The 18,404-nt window shown below is 44.0% G+C and carries 19 protein-coding genes and 1 riboswitch; of the genes, 17 read left to right on the top strand and 2 right to left on the bottom strand.

The annotated features are described in order from the left end of the window. The first annotated feature begins 102 nt into the window (after window positions 1–102). From R7M72_RS00200 to R7M72_RS00150, 11 genes are all read left to right on the top strand, one after another. Window positions 103–1,449, top strand: coding sequence for a magnesium transporter (locus R7M72_RS00200; protein WP_005373641.1), 1,347 nt, complete (start codon window positions 103–105; stop codon window positions 1,447–1,449). Between the two features lie 805 nt (window positions 1,450–2,254). Continuing rightward, window positions 2,255–3,493: a cytosine permease gene (gene codB / locus R7M72_RS00195; protein ID WP_064354865.1), complete on the top strand. Its 1,239-nt coding sequence runs from the start codon at window positions 2,255–2,257 to the stop codon at window positions 3,491–3,493. A 9-nt stretch (window positions 3,494–3,502) separates the two neighbouring features. Continuing rightward, the gene (locus R7M72_RS00190; RefSeq protein ID WP_104980493.1) at window positions 3,503–4,780 is read left to right on the top strand and encodes a cytosine deaminase; all 1,278 of its coding nucleotides are present in this window, start codon (window positions 3,503–3,505) and stop codon (window positions 4,778–4,780) included. A 248-nt stretch (window positions 4,781–5,028) separates the two neighbouring features. Continuing rightward, window positions 5,029–5,667 (top strand): HD domain-containing protein, encoded by a 639-nt coding sequence (locus R7M72_RS00185; RefSeq protein ID WP_065275174.1) that lies wholly within the window; start codon window positions 5,029–5,031, stop codon window positions 5,665–5,667. After that, window positions 5,668–6,426 carry a helix-turn-helix domain-containing protein gene (locus R7M72_RS00180; protein WP_213910133.1) on the top strand — a complete coding sequence of 253 codons (759 nt, stop codon included), beginning with the start codon at window positions 5,668–5,670 and terminating at the stop codon, window positions 6,424–6,426. Window positions 6,427–6,572: 146 nt separating this feature from the next. Further along, window positions 6,573–8,426 carry an MFS transporter gene (locus tag R7M72_RS00175; RefSeq protein WP_318055970.1) on the top strand — a complete coding sequence of 618 codons (1,854 nt, stop codon included), beginning with the start codon at window positions 6,573–6,575 and terminating at the stop codon, window positions 8,424–8,426. A 117-nt stretch (window positions 8,427–8,543) separates the two neighbouring features. Then, window positions 8,544–9,161 (top strand): hypothetical protein, encoded by a 618-nt coding sequence (locus R7M72_RS00170; protein ID WP_005373653.1) that lies wholly within the window; start codon window positions 8,544–8,546, stop codon window positions 9,159–9,161. A gap of 104 nt (window positions 9,162–9,265) precedes the next feature. Further along, window positions 9,266–9,406, top strand: a riboswitch (FMN riboswitch). Between the two features lie 113 nt (window positions 9,407–9,519). Next, window positions 9,520–10,176, top strand: coding sequence for a 3,4-dihydroxy-2-butanone-4-phosphate synthase (gene ribB, locus R7M72_RS00165; RefSeq protein WP_005373655.1), 657 nt, complete (start codon window positions 9,520–9,522; stop codon window positions 10,174–10,176). Between the two features lie 105 nt (window positions 10,177–10,281). Continuing rightward, window positions 10,282–10,827: a glutathione peroxidase gene (locus R7M72_RS00160; RefSeq protein WP_054577749.1), complete on the top strand. Its 546-nt coding sequence runs from the start codon at window positions 10,282–10,284 to the stop codon at window positions 10,825–10,827. 10 nt (window positions 10,828–10,837) lie between these two features. Then, window positions 10,838–11,281: a DUF3429 domain-containing protein gene (locus R7M72_RS00155; RefSeq protein WP_042522685.1), complete on the top strand. Its 444-nt coding sequence runs from the start codon at window positions 10,838–10,840 to the stop codon at window positions 11,279–11,281. 152 nt (window positions 11,282–11,433) lie between these two features. Next, window positions 11,434–11,679: a hypothetical protein gene (locus R7M72_RS00150; RefSeq protein ID WP_005373664.1), complete on the top strand. Its 246-nt coding sequence runs from the start codon at window positions 11,434–11,436 to the stop codon at window positions 11,677–11,679. Window positions 11,680–11,749: 70 nt separating this feature from the next. Here R7M72_RS00150 and R7M72_RS00145 read toward each other — a convergent pair whose 3' ends face one another. Together R7M72_RS00145 and R7M72_RS00140 are read right to left on the bottom strand one after the other, a co-directional pair. After that, window positions 11,750–12,349 (bottom strand): thiol:disulfide interchange protein DsbA/DsbL, encoded by a 600-nt coding sequence (locus tag R7M72_RS00145; RefSeq protein ID WP_005373667.1) that lies wholly within the window; start codon window positions 12,347–12,349, stop codon window positions 11,750–11,752. A gap of 83 nt (window positions 12,350–12,432) precedes the next feature. After that, the gene (locus tag R7M72_RS00140; RefSeq protein WP_258494753.1) at window positions 12,433–12,813 is read right to left on the bottom strand and encodes a hypothetical protein; all 381 of its coding nucleotides are present in this window, start codon (window positions 12,811–12,813) and stop codon (window positions 12,433–12,435) included. 278 nt (window positions 12,814–13,091) lie between these two features. On the opposite strand from R7M72_RS00140, the gene R7M72_RS00135 reads away from it, so the two are divergent. From R7M72_RS00135 to R7M72_RS00110, 6 genes are all read left to right on the top strand, one after another. Beyond that, window positions 13,092–13,388 (top strand): isoamylase early set domain-containing protein, encoded by a 297-nt coding sequence (locus R7M72_RS00135; RefSeq protein WP_005373671.1) that lies wholly within the window; start codon window positions 13,092–13,094, stop codon window positions 13,386–13,388. 213 nt (window positions 13,389–13,601) lie between these two features. Further along, on the top strand, window positions 13,602–14,315 hold the full coding sequence (locus tag R7M72_RS00130) for a response regulator (RefSeq protein WP_005373673.1): 714 nt from the start codon (window positions 13,602–13,604) through the stop codon (window positions 14,313–14,315). Further along, the gene (locus tag R7M72_RS00125; RefSeq protein ID WP_042522686.1) at window positions 14,315–15,613 is read left to right on the top strand and encodes an ATP-binding protein; all 1,299 of its coding nucleotides are present in this window, start codon (window positions 14,315–14,317) and stop codon (window positions 15,611–15,613) included. The genes R7M72_RS00130 and R7M72_RS00125 overlap by 1 nt, the downstream gene beginning before the upstream one ends. Before the next feature lie 119 nt (window positions 15,614–15,732). Then, window positions 15,733–16,125, top strand: a complete 393-nt coding sequence (locus tag R7M72_RS00120) for a glycine zipper family protein (protein WP_005373677.1) — start codon at window positions 15,733–15,735, stop codon at window positions 16,123–16,125. A gap of 127 nt (window positions 16,126–16,252) precedes the next feature. Beyond that, window positions 16,253–16,609 (top strand): diacylglycerol kinase, encoded by a 357-nt coding sequence (locus R7M72_RS00115; protein WP_017635149.1) that lies wholly within the window; start codon window positions 16,253–16,255, stop codon window positions 16,607–16,609. A gap of 21 nt (window positions 16,610–16,630) precedes the next feature. Beyond that, window positions 16,631–18,286, top strand: coding sequence for a phosphoethanolamine transferase (locus tag R7M72_RS00110; RefSeq protein WP_170890196.1), 1,656 nt, complete (start codon window positions 16,631–16,633; stop codon window positions 18,284–18,286). Window positions 18,287–18,404: the final 118 nt, after the last annotated feature.

The raw sequence follows: 18,404 nt of genomic DNA, 5'->3' as shown, positions 1-18,404 counted from the left end.
TTCTGTTACTTTCAAGTACCTTGAGCAAGGTTAAGGTGCATAGTTGTGCATCTCAATAACATGCCATACTTCCATAAAACGAATTAACTATCGGGGTACTCGGTGAGCAAGTTTCAAGATCTCTCCACTCTAATCCAGCAAATTGGCCAAGCCGAAGAAGCGGATCAAGTCGCAACGCTCAATGAATCTATTGAAGCGGGCCTCGAGCCCGGCGCGGTTGCCCTGATTCTAGAAGCCTTTCCAATCGACGATCGTGTTCGCTTATGGCGAGCTTTACCACTAGAGCTACATATCGACGTGTTAACGGAAATGCGTGCGGACGTACGTTTCTCTATCATCAACGCGTTATCTGAAGTCGAGCTAAAACTCACTCTCGCTAAACTCGACAACTTATCGCTCATCGAATGGGCCGATTCGTTGCCAGAGTCGATCATCAACGAAGCGCTCTCGTTGATAGAAAAAGATGAGTTGGAACTTTACGATCAAGCAAACGAGTATGCTGATGAAGAACTCGGCCACTGGGCTGAACGTAAGATCATCACCCTGCCCTTCAACATTACGATTGGGACAGCTAAGCAGTTAATGGAGCGCTATAGCTACGACACGCCTCAACAGGTGTATCTGATTAATCGTAATAAACAGTATCGTGGAACGGTCAACTACTTCGATATCTTACGTGGTGACCCCGATACTCGCTTAAAAACACTCGTTATTGAGGCTGTGACGGTGCTAGACAGTAAAATGATGCTTCCTGAAGCGGTAGAGGCATTAGAACACAGCACACTGCCCGCTCTCCCTGTAACTGATGCAGACCAAACACTGATCGGTGAAGTCGATTGGCAGTTTGCATTGAGTACACAGCGTGAAATCTACGAAGCACGTTTGATGGCCGGTACAGGTATGGATGAAGGCGATGACTTGTTTGCGCCAGTATTAAAAAGCTCGCAAAAGCGCGGTGTTTGGTTAGGCATCAATTTGCTTACTGCGATTTTGGCGTCTGTCACTATCGGACTATTTGAAGATGTAATTGCGCAGGTGGTGGCTTTGGCGGTGCTCATGCCAATTGTTGCATCCATGGGGGGCATTGCTGGCAGCCAAACGCTCACTCTAATGATTCGTGCGATGGCGCTTAATCAGATCACCCCAGGTAACCGTTTCAAGCTATTGAAAAATGAGTTGGGTATTGGCTCTCTGAACGGCATTGCTTGGGCGTTAATCATCGGCGGGCTCGCCGGATTGTGGTTTCAATCTCCGGTTCTTGGGGGAACCATCGCGCTCGCCATTATCGTCAATATTATTACCGCAGCTTTATTTGGTGTGCTGATTCCCATTATTCTGGATAAGTTTAAATTGGACCCCGCTTTGGCTGGCTCGGTGATTCTAACAACAGTGACAGATGTAGTTGGTTTTTTCGCCTTTTTAGGAACGGCGAGTTTAGTCATGCTTTAAAAGGTTCATTGTTTATTAATCAATCATTAGCATAATAGAGTCAAATTGCATAACGCAGTTGCAAATTGCAAACATACTCAAACTTTAAGCAACGCATGTCACAGAAACTACGTATTTTAGGGCATATTAAAGTTGGCACAGTAACTGCATTATATAAATCGACCCTTCTTAAGCCGAGGGTCACCTAGCCAACTGACGTTGTTAGTGAACTTGATTTTGTTCACATGTATATAAGCCAATCGCACTCTTTGCGGTTGGCTATTTTTTTATGTGGCTATTGCCCTCTTATCCTCTGACCGAGCTCGGTTGTACTTTTCTTACCCACAACAGATTGTTTACTGTTTATAAAATTCAAATATTCGCCCACTAAACCATTAGAAATGCCAGCTTCAACAAAAATAAATCACCTACATAAAATAAAACCAAGAAAACACACCCAAGAAAAGAACAAATAACGTCCAAACCAAAAACCTCATCATGAAATCGTTTTCTTTTCATAGAAATCGACTGAACAATCCAGAGTTATAGATAAATTTAATCCATAAAAACAAATAGCAATTCAAAACATTCATTTCACATAGAAAACCTGTCTATAAATCATAGAAAATACGTAAAATCAAAATTTCCACCTTTAGAATTTAAAAATCAAACCATTGTTATTAAAAGAAAAAATACACATCAAAAACAAAGCAAACGTTTAAATTGCAATTTTATCATTGACTATTAAATTTACATCACGATAATACGCGCCGTTTGCCTGAAAATCAGGTGCTATAATTTAATATTTCAATGTGCGGAGGTAATAATGGCTGGAGACAATAACTACAGTCTTGGACCAGTTCCTAACACGGCCAGAAAAGGCGTGGCGTCACTTACAATGGTGATGTTAGGACTCACTTTTTTCTCCGCAAGTATGTGGACTGGGGGTTCTCTCGGTACTGGGCTCTCCTTTAATGATTTTTTCCTCGCTGTTCTCATCGGTAACCTAATCCTCGGTATTTACACTTCTTTCCTCGGTTACATCGGCGCTTCTACTGGTCTCTCTACTCACCTTCTTGCTCGTTTCTCTTTTGGTTCTAAAGGCTCTTGGCTTCCTTCTGCTCTTCTTGGCGGTACTCAAGTTGGGTGGTTTGGAGTTGGTGTCGCGATGTTTGCGATTCCGGTGCACAAAGCAACGGGCATCGATACCAATACTTTGATCCTCGTCTCCGGTTTGCTCATGACCGCGACCGTTTACTTTGGCATCTCCGCACTGATGGTGTTGTCAGCAATTGCCGTTCCTGCCATTGCGCTACTTGGCGGCTACTCTGTCATCGAGGCAGTAAATAGTGTTGGCGGTATAAGCGAACTACAACAGGTTCAACCAACCGAGCCACTCGATTTTTCAATAGCTCTCGCGATGGTTGTCGGCTCTTTTGTCAGTGCTGGTACATTAACGGCGGATTTCGTACGCTTTGGTAAAAAGCCGCGCAGCGCCGTGATGATCACCATGGTGGCATTTTTCATCGGTAACTCGTTAATGTTTATCTTTGGCGCGGCAGGTGCGTCGGTGACGGGTCAATCAGACATCTCTGAAGTGATGATCGCGCAAGGTCTTCTTATTCCAGCTATCATCGTTCTTGGCTTGAACATCTGGACGACCAACGACAACGCGCTCTACGCATCGGGTCTTGGATTTTCCAACATCACAGGCTTACCAAGTAAATACATCTCAATGGCGAACGGTCTTGTTGGCACACTTTGCGCTCTCTGGCTCTACAATAACTTTGTTGGCTGGCTGACCTTCTTATCTTTGGCAATTCCACCGATTGGCGGTGTGATCATCGCTGACTTCTTCACGAACCGTAAACGCTACGCAAACTTTGAAGCCGCCCAATTCCAAAACGTTAACTGGGCTGGCATTATCGCTGTCGTGATTGGCGTTGGTGCGGGACACTTCCTGCCTGGCGTAGTGCCGATTAACGCTGTACTTGGCGGCGCAATTAGCTTCCTGATTCTTAATCCTGTTCTCAACAAAAAAGCACTGGCTACACAGCCAGCGTAAGGAACCATCATGACAACACTACTGATCAAAAACGTAACGCTAAAAGGACAAGAAGGTCTGCAGCAAATTTTGATTGAAGATGGTCAATTCAAGCGCATTGAAAGCAACGATGTGGAGCTTAGTCATAACGGTGACATCATCGATGCTGAAGGCGGTATGGCGGTTGCGCCTTTCTGCGAGCCACACATTCACTTAGATACAACTCAAACCGCAGGAGAGCCAAGCTGGAACATCTCTGGCACATTGTTTGAGGGTATTGAACGTTGGGCTGAGCGCAAAGAAATGCTGTCGATTGAAGACGTGAAAGCGCGCGCAAAACAAACCTTAAAATGGCAGATAGCAAACGGCGTACAACACGTTCGTACCCACGTCGATGTTTCAGACCCTACCCTAATTGCCCTAAAAGCGATGGTAGAAGTGCGTGAAGAGATGAAAGAATGGGTAGATATCCAAATCGTCGCCTTCCCGCAGGAAGGAATTCTCTCTTACCCAAATGGCAAAGAGCTGCTAGAAGAAGCCGTCAAATTAGGTGCGGACGTGATTGGCGCGATTCCACACTTTGAATTCACACGCGAATATGGCATTGAATCGCTGCACTACGTATTCGAGTTAGCGAAAAAATACGACCGCCTGATCGACGTGCATTGTGATGAAATCGATGACGAACAATCTCGGTTCGTTGAAACACTGGCAGCATTAGCGCACAAGTTTGATATGGGGAATAAAGTCACGGCCAGTCACACCACAGCGATGGGTTCCTACAACGGTGCATACGCATCTCGCCTGTTCCGTTTATTACGCATGTCCGGTATCAACTTCGTGGCAAATCCATTGGTGAACATTCACTTACAAGGACGTTTTGATGATTACCCAAAACGTCGCGGCGTAACACGAGTGAAAGAGATGCTGAATGCCAACATCAACGTCTGCTTTGGACACGATGATGTATTTGACCCTTGGTACCCACTAGGCACTGCAAACATGCTGCAAGTACTGCATATGGGTCTGCACGTGTGTCAGGTGATGGGTTACGACCAAATCAACAACTCACTGGATCTGATCAGCACCAATTCAGCACGTACACTGAACATTCAAGATAAGCACGGCATTGAAGAAGGCAAACCAGGTAGTTTACTGATTCTTCCCGCAGAAAATGGTTTTGACGCAGTACGTCGCCAAGTGCCGGTTCGCTACTCTGTTCGTCACGGTAAAGTTATTGCAGAAACACAGCCTGCAACAACTCATATTCATCTTGAACAAGCAGAGCAAGTAACGTTCAAACGCTAAAAAGATCGGCGAAACTAAAAAGGCCTGACGACATCGTCAGGCCTTTTTTCTACTGGTAAACATCACTGCTCGCTCTGTCTATTCTTGTCTCATAAACCACTGAACACATTGAAAGGCCATATAAAACGGCTCAGTACCAAACGTTGCACAAGGTTCTGGTGGCTGAATCTCAATTACACCATCGCACTTGGAAATTATTCTAAGCGTTGGGCATACTTCTGACTTCATTTTAGTTGTAGATATGAACCATGACGTCATTAAACCAGATAGAACCGCAATTTTTGGAATTTATGCAGCAAGAGATGCAAGTAGATGCAGCTCATGATCTTAAACACGTAAAACGCGTGGTCAAAACAGCGAAACAGCTCTGCAAAGAAGAAAATGCAGACATCGCGATTGTATTACCGGCTGCCTATTTGCATGATTGCTTTACTTACCCGAAAGATCACCCAAATCGCAAAGAGAGCTCAATCATCGCAGCCAAAAAAGCGGTCGCATTTTTAGAGAGTATCGATTATCCGCAGCAATATCATGATGCCATTGCTCATGCGATAGAGGCACACAGCTTTAGCGCAAACATCAGGCCAAATACGTTAGAAGCCAAAATCGTCCAAGATGCCGACCGTCTGGACGCTTTAGGCGCAATTGGCGTGACGCGATGCATTCAAGTCAGCACTCAATTTAACGCGCAACTTTACAACGACAGCGATATATTTGCCGAAGAACGTGAACTTAACGATAAACAATTCACTCTGGATCACTTTCAGACCAAGTTATTCAAAATCGCCGAAACTATGAACACAGAGTCAGCAAGACGCGAAGCGCAAAAACGCAAAACCTTTATGCAAACGTACCTAGAGCAGTTACACGACGAGGTAACAGCGTAAATGTCAGAAAGCTATACGTTAATTAAAGAGCTTAAACGCCAACTAAAGTTAGCTGGGCTGCATTATGCGGATGTTGCACAACACCTTGATTTAAGTGAAGGAAGCGTCAAACGTTTACTCGCTGAAGGTCAACACATTAGTCTTGAACGCTTAGAACGCATTTGCCAATTGATTGGTTTAGAAATGGCGGACCTGTTTAAGCTTGCGGCTGCGCACAATAAAGGTCTAGAGTCGCTAACGTTAGAGCAAGAAAAGCAGTTGGTTGATGATAAAGCCCTGCTACTCGTGGCAATCTGTGTTGTAAATGGCTATCAGTTTGAGCAAATCGTTCAGCAATACACCTTCAATGAGTTGGAACTGGTGCAAAAGCTTGCTCATTTGGATCGTCTGAACATCATCGACTTGCAGCCAAATAACAAAATTCGTTTGCGTATATCTCCGACATTTAAGTGGCAGATGGGCGGCCCTATTCAACGGTTCTTCCAACAGCAAGTTCAAGACGCCTTTTTCCAAAGCTACTTTTCTGGTGAAGATGAAAAGTTCTCCATGGCAACAGGACTGATGAGTGTACCAAGCAACAAGAAGCTACAACAGAAACTGCAAAAGGTCATCGATGAGTTTTATCAGGCTTGCCAAAATGATAGCTCTCTCGATATGGACGAAAAGCACGGCACCTCTCTGATTATTGCGATGCGTCGTTGGACGTTCCCTTTGTTTGAACCATGGGAAAGAAAACCTGCTCAGAAGTCTCGGAATTAGTAACTCAATAAACGAATGAAAATGAAAGTAACGAATTTCGTTACTTTTGGTGGCATACAACGTCACTTGAAAGAGAAAGCTGGTTTAATCGTTCATTGAGCATAAAGTGCTCCCATCTCATTCGACTTTGTTTAATCGGAGCCAGCATGTTTTTCTCAAAACGCTTTTTTCCTTACTTTGTGACGCAATGCCTTGGCGCACTCAATGACAACATCTACAAAAACGTTCTGTTATTGATGGTGACATACAGCCAAATTGATAACCTACCAATATCCGTCAATCTATTCGTTAATTTGGCGGCAGGCTTATTCATCCTACCTTTCTTTCTATTCTCAGCGCATGCTGGTGCCGTCGCTGACAGCATGGACAAAGCCAAATTAATCCGACGTCTAAAGCTCATCGAACTAGCTATCATGTCTTGCGCAGCAACCGCTATTGCCACCCAAAGTGCCATGCTGATGCTGGTTCTGCTGTTTATGACAGGCACTCAATCGGCCTATTTTGGTCCCGTGAAATACGCCTTGCTACCACAAGCGCTCAAACCAAATGAGCTTGTTAAAGGAAATGCTTGGGTTGAAATGGGCACGTTTCTTTCGATTCTTATAGGTACGCTTAGCGCAGGCCTGCTGCTAGCCATTCCTAATGGTACCTTGATTGCTTCTTGTACCGTGATTGCCTTGTCTTTGCTTGGGTTCATGAGCAGCGTGAATATTCCAACGATGCCTAGCCAATCGAATGACAAAGCGAAATTTGAACCGATTTCTGGTTTAAAGAACACGTTAAAAGTGGCAAAAAAACAGAGAGGCATCTGGATGTCTATTCTTGCCATCAGTTGGTTCTGGTTCATGGGTGCGACTTACCTAACTCAATTCCCTAACTTCGCACGCGAACATTTGTTCGCAGATAGCACTGTCGTTTCTTTGCTGTTGGCATTGTTTTCCATTGGTATCGCTACAGGCTCTTGGTTGTGTGAAAAACTTTCTTTCAACCACGTTGAGCTTGGTATTTTGCCATTCGGTATCCTTGGACTGACAGTGTTTGGCGTCGACTTGCTATGGGCAGTCCCGAGTTATCCATCGCTTCCGGTGCACTTTTATGATGTGCAAAGCTTCGTTGCTGAATCCAAACATCTGCGCGTCATGATTGACCTGTTCCTTGTTGGTGTAAGCGGCGGTGTCTTTATTGTTCCTCTTTATGCGTTCATCCAATCGCGTTCAAACAAAGGGGAGTGTGCACGTGCCATTGCTGCTAACAACATCATGAATGCGTTGTTTATGGTGGTGTCTGCTTTGGTTTCGATCGTTGTACTCAGCGTACTAGAGCTTTCTATTGTGGAACTGTTTGCCATGATGGCAATAGGTAACTTCTTCGTGGCAGTCTATGTCTATCGTCAAGTACCGGAATTCACACAACGCTTTATCAGTTATTTACTCAGCCATTGTATGTATCGTGTGTCCGTAAAGGGGCGCCAACATATTCCTGAACAAGGTGCTGCGTTAATCGTGGCTAACCATGTTAGCTATGTCGATGCATTGATTTTGATGGGAACCTCTACTCGCCCGGTTCGTTTTGTGATGGACAAGTCCATCAGCGAGCTACCTGTTCTTAAATATGTATTCCTTCATGCCGGTGTTATCCCGATCTGTTCTCCACGTAAGTGTGCCGACACTTACCGACGAGCATTTGAGGAGATTGAACAAGCACTTTACGACGGTGAGGTTGTCTGTATCTTCCCTGAGGGTCGTTTAACGTCTAACGGTCAATTGGGTGAGTTTCGCCCTGGTGTAGAGAAAATCCTTGAACGTAACCCTGTTCCTGTCATCCCTATGGCGTTAAAAGGGCTTTGGGGTTCTTTTTTCAGCCATAAAGGCGGACATGCTCTCACAAAACGACCGACTCGTTTTTGGTCAAAAGTGGATGTTGTTATCGGTGAAGTGTTAAGTCCTGCGTCTTTAAATCGTCATCAATTGCAACAACAAGTACAGGATTTACTGGGCTGAGTCGCTTGCTACAGCAGTCAAACTTTGCAGCAAAACGTAAATATGCACCACAAAGCACAAGTAGTTTCTTGTCAATTAGAGTAGGATATCTACGACGTCATAAATCTAGGAGGTATTATGAAAATCATCATCTTACATGGTCTTTATATGCATGGGCTGGTCATGCAGCCTCTTAGCCAAAAGCTGAGAAAACTCGGATACGAAACGCAAGTACTCAGCTATAACACTGTTGCTATCGATGAGTCTTCACTGTTTGATTCTATTGATCATTCGCTTAATCCACTGACCACAAACGTGCTCGTGGGACACAGCTTGGGGGGCTTGATGATTAAGCGCTATCTCGCCAACAGAAAACCGAGCACTAACTTAATCTCTCATGTTGTCGCTATCGGTTCGCCTCTTAAAGGCGCGTCCATTGTAGGTCGAATTCAAGATCTCGGATTGGGTGCAATTTTAGGCAATTCGCCACACCACGGATTAAACAAACATGATGACGCCTGGGATTTCCCTCAAAAACTCGGCAGTATCGCAGGAACGATGCCGATTGGCGCTCGCCCATTGTTGATCCGTAATGACAACACCATGTCGGACGGTACCGTTACCGTAGAAGAGACAAGACTGGACGGTATGCAAGATCATATCGAAGTGAAGCAAACGCATACGAGCCTGATTTACAACACCTTCGTGCCGCAGCAGATTGATCACTTTATTCGCACAGATTATTTCCGTCGATAGCACACTTTTCCATCATACAGATGGAATCGACTTTCCAAGCTATTCAGTTCGCAGTACTATCCTAGCTCCACTTCTTCACAACTTGGATGAAGTGGTACATTTTTAATTGTTCTCAGGGCGGGGCGAAATTCCCCACCGGCGGTATACTTTTTCAAGTGAGCCCGCGAGCGCTCGATTCGTCGAGGTCAGCAGATCTGGTGAGATGCCAGAGCCGACGGTTATAGTCCGGATGAAAGAGAATAAGAATACACCAGCATAGCGAGTCAGATCGCTAAGAATGCTGGTGCACTTCTTTTTGATCGTATTTTACGGCGATCTCTCATACCGCCCTGATTCTGGTGAAATTTAGGAGTTAACCATGAATCAGTCATCACTACTTGCCGAATTCGGCGACCCAATTACTCGCGTTGAAAACGCACTTATCGCTTTAAAAGAAGGCCGTGGCGTACTGCTTCTTGATGATGAAGATCGCGAAAACGAAGGCGATATCATTTATTCAGTCGAGCACCTCACTAACGAGCAAATGGCATTGATGATCCGCGAATGTAGCGGCATCGTTTGTTTGTGCTTAACAGATGCTCAAGCAGACAAACTGGAACTGCCTCCAATGGTGGTAAACAACAACAGCGCAAACCAAACCGCATTTACGGTTTCTATTGAAGCGAAAGTTGGTGTAACAACGGGTGTTTCAGCAGCAGACCGCGTAACGACCATTAAAACGGCGGCAAACCCGCACGCAAAACCGGAAGATCTTGCTCGCCCGGGTCACGTATTCCCTCTGCGCGCACGTCCAGGTGGTGTAATGACTCGCCGTGGTCACACAGAAGGTACGATTGATCTGATGCAAATGGCAGGGCTTCAACCCGCTGGCGTACTGTGTGAAGTGACCAATCCAGATGGCACGATGGCAAAGGCACCGGAGATCGTAGCATTCGGTCGCCTGCACAACATGCCGGTACTGACGATTGAAGACATGGTAATGTACCTGAACCAGTTCGAGTTGAAACTGGCATAGTCAGATCTCAGCTCTTGAAAAAAGCCGCGCATTTGTGCGGCTTTTTTGATCGATCCTCTTTGCACTTGAGTAGTTATACTTATTGAAAACAAGGGGAACAACACCATGAAAGGATTACTGAAACTCGCCGCTCTCGTTAGCTTTCTCTCCATGAATTCGCTTGCTCTTGCATCTGAGTGCCCTGATATTCTTCAAGGTAAGCAAAGGTTGTTAAACTCAACGGAAGAAGTCGATCTATGCGAAAGCTTTAAGGGAAAGACACTACTAATCGTCAATACAGCAAGCCAGTGCGGCTTCACTCCTCAGTTTGAACAGTTAGAAACCCTCTATCAAACTTACAAAGACCAAAACTTCACCGTTATCGGTTTCCCGAGCAATGACTTTCGACAAGATAGAGGAAGCGAAACAAACACAGCGAAAGTCTGTTATCTCGATTACGGGGTCACCTTTCCAATGATGGCTCGCTCTTCAGTATTAGGTGTAGATGCGAACCCAGTCTTCAACCAGATTACTAACCAAGCAGGCATAAAACCAAAATGGAACTTCTACAAGTTTCTAATTAGCTCTGAAGGTAAAGTTATTGCTACTTTTCCAAGCTCCACATCACCGACAAGTACTACGCTTACCAATATGATAGAGCAACAATTATAAGGTGACGACCATGACAACACGCTCAACCATGCTACAACTCGGTTACTTAGGCCTGGTTCCATTTGTGTTTAGTTTAGGGCTGATTTTCACTGACATCTCATTCTTCAATTTAAGTGGTCAGCAATTTTTCATCGCATATAGCGCCGTTATATTAAGTTTTTTATCCGGCATCCTTTGGGGTAATGGCATTGAGCATTACTACCATCGCCTTAGCCGAAATATATTAATTCTCAGCAACCTTTTTGTCTTACTGGCTTGGGGCGCATTACTGCAGGGCCACAAACATTACGCAGTCGCAACCCTACTCTTAGCAATTGGGTACCTTGCTGTTTGGTATGCAGAAAAGCTCGTGAGGAAAGTCGAACAAGACGCCGAGCCCAAGGGATATCAAGGAATGAGGAGCAAACTGACCTTCGGCGTAATCGTAATGCACGGATTGGCTTTAGTTTCATAACCTGGTCTGTCCAGTACTAAGATCACAAAAAAACGTCTTTTTATAAAACAATGTTCATTTCGTGAATGCACACATATTTTGAACACTGTTTTGTTTCATTTATGAACCAATCCACATATAAGTAATTCAAAGCATTCACAAAGGATATGAATATGTTTTTTCGCAAACTTTTGTTTAGCACTGCGATGATCAATGCAACGACAGGTTGCGTGTCTTACCAAGCACAACAAGCCGCCGCTCAAACAGTAAATAATACAGGAGCCGTGCTTACCAATGTGATTAAAACCACGATTGCTCAGCCATGTAATGTTGCAATCACTGCTGCTAGCTTGTTTTATCCGCATGCCATATTTATGACTAGTGTTCCGACTCAAGCATGTACAAGCGTTCTTAGATAATACGAAAGTGATAAGCATAAAAAATGGCGACTCTACCGTCGCCATTTTTAAGCTTCAATGCTATTTACAGTTACAGCGTCAATAAGTAATTAACTAATTGATTGTACTCGTCGTAAGTACGAATTTCGTTGGCCAAAACAATGTATTTATTGTTCACAACCACACCCGGAACCCCTCTCAACGTGCTGGCAGAGAATTGCTTATCAAAACCTTTCTGCATTGAGTTTACGGCGAAACTATTGTACGCCGCATCAAACTTCTTACCTTCGACGCCATTATCAACGAACAGCTGTTTCAGCTCAGCTTCGTCTTTTGGCGCTTGTCGCTTTTGATGAATTTGGGCAAACATAGCAGGAATCATTGTATCTTCAACTCCTAGCGACACCATCGTCGCGTAGGACTTGGCCATCGGAATCGCCATATCTCCGCCCATGAACCCCACATGTACCTTTTCAAACTTTGCCTCTTTTGGCAGAGCAGGTTTTAAACGCTCAATAAGCGACTCAAACTTGTAGCAATGTGGGCAATAAAAAGAAAAGAATTCCGTCACAACAGGTTTCGATGCTTTCTTAACATCCAGAACTTTGTAGTGCTTCCCTTCTTCAAATTGCGCTGCATGAGCGGTAAAAGTCAGTAAAAGTGCACTACATAAGGCAAGTAGTTTTTTCATTGTTTATTTCCTTATGGCATTCAAATGCCAAATCATTTCATTTGGTAAAAAGGGGGAAACCCCAAGTAATTTGAGATGAGGAATTAAACAATCGGAGGACGATAAAGTTTGGTGCTCACTGTCACTACTTTTTCGACTAGAGGCCTATCAATCAAGGCAAGGCTATAAGGAAGAAGCAGTAAGTCGTTTTGAGATAAGTTGGCGGGAATTTTGACCATGCAGGAAGAGCTACAACTCGTGTGAGATTGTTGTGCCTTATTGATGGCTGACTCATCGTGATGTGATTCTACGCAGTCGTCATTGACGCCAAGTTGTTTGTGCAGAGCAGCCTGTTGAACAATAAGATCGCGTACTTCAATTGTTTTCATCGGAGCGGAAGCCTGCGCCACAGGAGCGACACTACTCAAAAGCATAGCAACTAAGCAAACTATCGCAGTCAACAATGTACGGTTAAACTTCAACATAGCTACATCAAGGAAAATGGTGATTTAAGATAATACATGATAACGATTTGACTTCAAGATACGGACTCTCGGCTCGCTAACAAACTCTGTTCTTTGACCATTTTAGGCTAGTGAATTTTCTCTCTAACGCTCCCTCAGTACACGAAACCAGCACAACGAGCTATTCACCGTTCGGATACTCCCCTCATCAGATACCAGCAACAATTCGATAAAACTTGAAATCATTATGAAACACGAGTAATAGTTAGAACGGTTTTTGTACGAACAAGGAAAGATCAATGCTTAAAAAAAGATTCTTTAAGACAAAAGATGAAGTCGAAGTCACGTTCGAGCTAGATAAAGATCAGTGGGACTCTGTCCAAATTGCTGGAGACTTCAACAACTGGCAGCCAGAACCGATGAAATTAGTGAAGAAAAGTCGTCAGTTTAAATTTAAAACCCGCTTACCTAAAGCGCAGAATGTTCAGTTCCGTTACTTGCTCGATGACGCGAAGTGGGAAAATGACCCACAAGCTGATGCTTACGTTCCAAATGCATTTGGCAGCGACAACAGCGTCGTATGTACCACCGAATAAGCGGTAATTTCGCTTTAAGATTCCATACCTAGGCGCAAACGTTGCGCCTTTTTACATCTCTCGAAATGTGATTGGTGATTAGATTTAAATCATTAATTGGCAATTTTATCCAGTTAACTCATCCGATAACCTTATTCTGAGAAAGCTTTATTTGAAATAATTCGTAAATTTGTTTAAGTTCCATTGATATTAAATATTGTATACATCACTTAAATGAACGCACAACAAATCAAACCATCTCTAATCATTGTGGAAGACGATCCCAAATTACAAACTATGTTGGGAGAGTATTTTGTTGAACAAGGTTTTCAGGTCAAATGTATCGACAATGGGACGGACGCACCCAATGCGATTATTGACACACAACCAGACGTGGTGCTGTTAGATTTGATGCTACCCGGGCAAGATGGTCTGAGTGTATGTCGTCAAATCCGAGAATGCTACAAAGGCAAAGTGTTGATGCTGACAGCAAGTGATGATGACTTCGATCATGTCGCCGCATTAGAAATAGGCGCAGATGACTTTGTTACTAAACCCATCAAACCTCGCGTATTGCTGGCTCGTATTCGCATGCTATTAAGAAGAAAAGAGGCGGCGCCTACCGAGTCCGAAAACGGCCTACAAATTGGTGTTCTGTGTTTAAACCGATTGCGTAAATCGTGCGTAATGAACCAAGAAGAAATTGCGCTGACAGACGGCGAGTTCGATTTGTTGTGGGTTCTTGCAACGCATGCTGAAAAAACACTATCACGCGAGTGGCTGACCAAAACACTGCGTGGTATTGAATACGATGGAACAGACCGCACCATTGATAATCGCATAGTGACACTGAGAAAGAAGCTAGGCGATGCTTCTTGCTCACCACAAAAAATCATTACCGTTCGCGGCAAAGGCTACCTATTTATGCCTGATGCATGGAATGAATAATGAGACGGATTTATCTGGAAAGCTTTGTTGGCCTTATCATTCTGTTTATGGCTAGCTTGTGGGGATACGAGTTCTTAGTTTATGAGATCAACACAGATTATGACTACCTGTTACAAGAGCATGAGGGTCAAGCTTTTCACGATCTGATCTACCCTATCTATAAAGAACACGGATTAGAATATACTCAACAACAGTTGGAACAATTTGCCACATCAAGCCATCGTTTGTTGGTGCCTCATACGCTTGAAGAGCTTCCAACAGACATCAAAAAGGCGTTTGAAAATGATACCTCCGTTAACGTCGCTTACGATGAAGAAAGGGATATCTGGTTCCGCCTAGATGCGAGCACGCCTATCTTTAAAATGAGCGATAATCCGAATAGCCCTGTGGTTAAAGCTGCCAACTTTGATGACAATATCGTTTGGTTGTTCTTTTTAGCTGGATTTGCTCTGTATTGCATATTGTTGATCTGGTTCTTAAGCCGTCGGATTCGAGAGCTAGAGAGAGTGACCGTTGAGTTTGCCTCAGGTAACTTCAAGGCTCGAGCTAGTACCTCAAGCGCTAAGTCTGTTGGGACGTTAAACAAAAGCTTTAACACGATGGCCGATAAAGTATCTCGCTTGATCACTAGCAATAAAATGCTAACTAACGCCGTTGCACATGAATTGCGTACCCCAATCTTCCGCTTACAATGGCAAGCAGATTTGTTATCGGATTCAACCTTAACTGAACAACAGAAAAAGTATGTTTACAGTATCGTCGAAGACATTGACGAGATGGAAGAAATGGTTGAAGAATTGCTTTACTACGCAAAGATGGAGCGTCCTGACACAGCATTACAAACTCAAGAAGAAGTCGTCCTATTCAACTTAGTCAAAGAATTACGACAGAGATGGCAAAAAGAGACTACGCTCGCTATCTCGCTTCAAGAAGTAAACTCAGAAAACGTTCTCGCGTTTGCTGACCCAAAATTGTTAAAGCGAGCCTTAGATAACTTGCTGCGCAATGCAATGCGGTACGCAGATAAGCAGATTTTAGTGGAGATAAAACACGATCAGCACCGCTGCTTCATCAATGTTCATGATGATGGCATAGGTATTGAAGAAAAGCATTGGCCTCATCTATTCGAACCATTTTACAGCGCGGATGAATCTCGCAACAAAAAGACGAGCGGGTTTGGGCTCGGTTTGGCGATTGTCAGACAGATAATGGAGCTTCAACGTGGAGAAGTTTCGATTTGCCATAGCCCACTTGGAGGAGCTTGCTTCACACTTAGCCTCAAAAAATCAGACAGTTAACTTAACCTTCCTACCCCGTTTACAGAAGACGACACTTCAATACACTCAAGCGACAGAGCCCAACAATAAAACAGTGTACATTTAATCCATAAGATTCACACACTAAATGGATAGTACTCATGTATAAATCTTTTATCCTGATTATGGCGCTTACTTCTACGCTTACAGCTTGCGCCTACAACCAAAAACCTGTCGTCGACATGACCAATGTTGACCCTAGTACATATGAACAAGACTTTCTTTACTGCCAAGGCTATGCAGAAAATGTCGACAAATCAGAGGCAGCGAAATCTGAAGCCACTAATGGGGCAGTTACAGGCGCATTGATCGGCGCAGCTGCTGGTGCGCTAGAAGACGGATTAGGTGGAGCGGCTGTCGGTGCTGCTGCCGGCGGTGCTGTAGGAGCTGGAGCTGGTGCTTTGAGTGGAACAAATGATTCAACCAAAACCCAATCTCTCGTATTGCGTAAATGTCTCCAGAACAAAGGCTATACCGTCTACGATCTTGATTAAATAAGCACTTTTCTTAAATTATCGCGCGATGGATTCTATTCACAAATGTTTCACGCTGTAACGATTAATCTCGTTACCTCTCTGGGATATGTGTTCCATCCCAATGCTTAAATAGTAAGGTCATATTTTGAAGCCAGGTAAAACAGGTATACGCCGTGTCATGGATGCGACCGGCTATTCATTTCAAGGATTGAAAGCCGCATGGACACACGAAGCCGCTTTTAGACAAGAACTGATTCTCGCCTTGGTGCTTTCCGTCTGTGCTTTTTTCCTTCCTGTCACCACATACGAAAGAGTGCTGATGATCAGTAGCCTGTTCTTGGTATTGATCGTCGAACTCATTAATTCCGCCGTAGAAGCGGTTGTCGACCGTGTTAGCGATGACTGGCACGAGCTCAGTGGTAGAGCCAAAGATATTGGTTCAGCAGCAGTATTTGTTGCGTTAACTCTTGCCCTTTTTATTTGGGCTTCGTTCTTGCTCTAATTTTTATTCAAGACACTCATTATGAAGACACATGATTTACAACAGAGAGGTATCTCTTACGTTACCTTTACTTTCCTGTTGGCGCTGTATTTCGCTCTCGTCGTAAATATCCCTATTTATAAAGAACTGATCGGCATCTTTACACACTTAGATAATGTCAAGATTGGATTTATTATCACAATACCAATTTTCTTTCTTGCCGCGCTCAATTTCCTTTTTAATTTATTTAGTTGGCCTTGGATCGGCAAGCCGTTCTTTATAATTTTAATCATTGTTTCAAGTATGGTGAGCTACGCAAGCTATAACTATGGCACACTTTTCGATTCTGGAATGATTGCCAATATTGTTGAAACCGATTCGAGCGAGGCGAGTTCTTACCTGAGTGCTCACTCTGTAATTTGGACGCTGATTATGGGAGTTATCCCAGCGATGATTGTCTTTAAGGTCAAGCTGCAATCTCAACGTCACCAATTACTGTACTTCTCTGTTACCAAATTAGTATCGATGCTGTCGTCGCTAGCTGTCATCGCCGTCATTGCCAGCGTGTACTATCAAGACTACGCATCTGTAGGGCGCAACAATAGCCACCTAAAAAAAATCATCATACCCACCCAGTTCGTTTACAGCGCGACCGGGTATGTGAAGGAGAAATATTTCACCACGCCACAGCCATATCGAGAAATCGGCACAGATGCAAAGCAGTCAGATAGCGCCGTACAGCAAGCACAGCACAAACCAACACTACTGGTTTTTGTCGTAGGAGAAACCGCTCGAACGCAGAACTACCAACTCAATGGCTATACACGAGAGACAAACCCTTATACTAGTAAATTGGATGTTATCTCATTTCAAGACGTCGCATCTTGTGGCACCGCGACTGCTGTATCTGTGCCTTGTATGTTTTCACAGCTCACGCGAAACGAGTTTGAACGCACCAAAGCGGATAACCAGGACAATGCTCTCGATATAATGCAGCGCGCCGGGGTTGACCTCATTTGGAAAGAAAATGACGGTGGGGATAAAGAAGTAGCCCACAAGATCAAGAAAATCGAAGTGGATCGAAAGCAAGTAAGCCCTATGTGTAATGGCCAAACTTGTTACGACATGGCGCTATTAGATCATTTTGATCAGGAAGTCGCGGATATGCACGGTAACCGAGTGGTCGCCATGCACCTTATAGGAAGCCACGGTCCGACCTACTTTCAGCGTTACCCAAGAGACAACGCCTTCTTTAAACCAGACTGTCCACGTGCAGATATCGAAAACTGTAGCATCGAACAAATAGTGAACACATATGACAATACAATACGCTACACCGATCATGTATTGGCAGAAACCATCAAAAAACTTAAAGCGTTAGAGTCTGAGTATAATACCGCGCTAATTTATATATCGGATCACGGTGAGTCACTAGGCGAAAACGGATTGTTCTTACATGGTATGCCTTATGGCCTTGCACCAGATTTCCAAAAACGCGTTCCTTTGATTATGTGGCTGTCTTCGGGCTTTAAACAAGCGAAGCAGATCAATACCGACTGTTTGTATAAACAAGCACAGAATGCAGGCCAATACTCACATGATAACGTGTTCCACTCTTTATTAGGCATTATGGATGTACAAACTCAAGCCTACGATAGCAAGTTAGATATATTCAAAGCCTGCCGAGCCGTTTCCTAAATCATTCAATAAAGCCTGGCTCAAAGTGTGAATCAGGCTTTTTCTAACAAGGTATTTAAACTCATCGCCGCGCCAAGCGTTATACTGACAGTCCGCGACCCATACATCGAGATAAGGA

It is taken from the genome of Vibrio sp. YT-18 (genome assembly GCF_033337345.1).
Taxonomy (GTDB): Bacteria; Pseudomonadota; Gammaproteobacteria; order Enterobacterales; family Vibrionaceae; genus Vibrio; species Vibrio alginolyticus.
Note: the sequence above shows the minus strand (reverse complement) of the source record. Positions and strands in the feature narration are given on the sequence as shown.

What these genes read in the sequence shown, in the direction of transcription:
- codB (WP_064354865.1), top strand. Translation starts at nt 2,255, where the DNA reads ATGGCTGGAGACAATAACTACAGTCTTGGACCAGTTCCTAACACGGCC.
- R7M72_RS00190 (WP_104980493.1), top strand. Translation starts at nt 3,503, where the DNA reads ATGACAACACTACTGATCAAAAACGTAACGCTAAAAGGACAAGAAGGT.
- R7M72_RS00185 (WP_065275174.1), top strand. Translation starts at nt 5,029, where the DNA reads ATGACGTCATTAAACCAGATAGAACCGCAATTTTTGGAATTTATGCAG.
- R7M72_RS00180 (WP_213910133.1), top strand. Translation starts at nt 5,668, where the DNA reads ATGTCAGAAAGCTATACGTTAATTAAAGAGCTTAAACGCCAACTAAAG.
- R7M72_RS00175 (WP_318055970.1), top strand. Translation starts at nt 6,573, where the DNA reads ATGTTTTTCTCAAAACGCTTTTTTCCTTACTTTGTGACGCAATGCCTT.
- R7M72_RS00170 (WP_005373653.1), top strand. Translation starts at nt 8,544, where the DNA reads ATGAAAATCATCATCTTACATGGTCTTTATATGCATGGGCTGGTCATG.
- ribB (WP_005373655.1), top strand. Translation starts at nt 9,520, where the DNA reads ATGAATCAGTCATCACTACTTGCCGAATTCGGCGACCCAATTACTCGC.
- R7M72_RS00160 (WP_054577749.1), top strand. Translation starts at nt 10,282, where the DNA reads ATGAAAGGATTACTGAAACTCGCCGCTCTCGTTAGCTTTCTCTCCATG.
- R7M72_RS00155 (WP_042522685.1), top strand. Translation starts at nt 10,838, where the DNA reads ATGACAACACGCTCAACCATGCTACAACTCGGTTACTTAGGCCTGGTT.
- R7M72_RS00150 (WP_005373664.1), top strand. Translation starts at nt 11,434, where the DNA reads ATGTTTTTTCGCAAACTTTTGTTTAGCACTGCGATGATCAATGCAACG.
- R7M72_RS00145 (WP_005373667.1), bottom strand. Translation starts at nt 12,349, where the DNA reads ATGAAAAAACTACTTGCCTTATGTAGTGCACTTTTACTGACTTTTACC.
- R7M72_RS00140 (WP_258494753.1), bottom strand. Translation starts at nt 12,813, where the DNA reads ATGTTGAAGTTTAACCGTACATTGTTGACTGCGATAGTTTGCTTAGTT.
- R7M72_RS00135 (WP_005373671.1), top strand. Translation starts at nt 13,092, where the DNA reads ATGCTTAAAAAAAGATTCTTTAAGACAAAAGATGAAGTCGAAGTCACG.
- R7M72_RS00130 (WP_005373673.1), top strand. Translation starts at nt 13,602, where the DNA reads ATGAACGCACAACAAATCAAACCATCTCTAATCATTGTGGAAGACGAT.
- R7M72_RS00125 (WP_042522686.1), top strand. Translation starts at nt 14,315, where the DNA reads ATGAGACGGATTTATCTGGAAAGCTTTGTTGGCCTTATCATTCTGTTT.
- R7M72_RS00120 (WP_005373677.1), top strand. Translation starts at nt 15,733, where the DNA reads ATGTATAAATCTTTTATCCTGATTATGGCGCTTACTTCTACGCTTACA.
- R7M72_RS00110 (WP_170890196.1), top strand. Translation starts at nt 16,631, where the DNA reads ATGAAGACACATGATTTACAACAGAGAGGTATCTCTTACGTTACCTTT.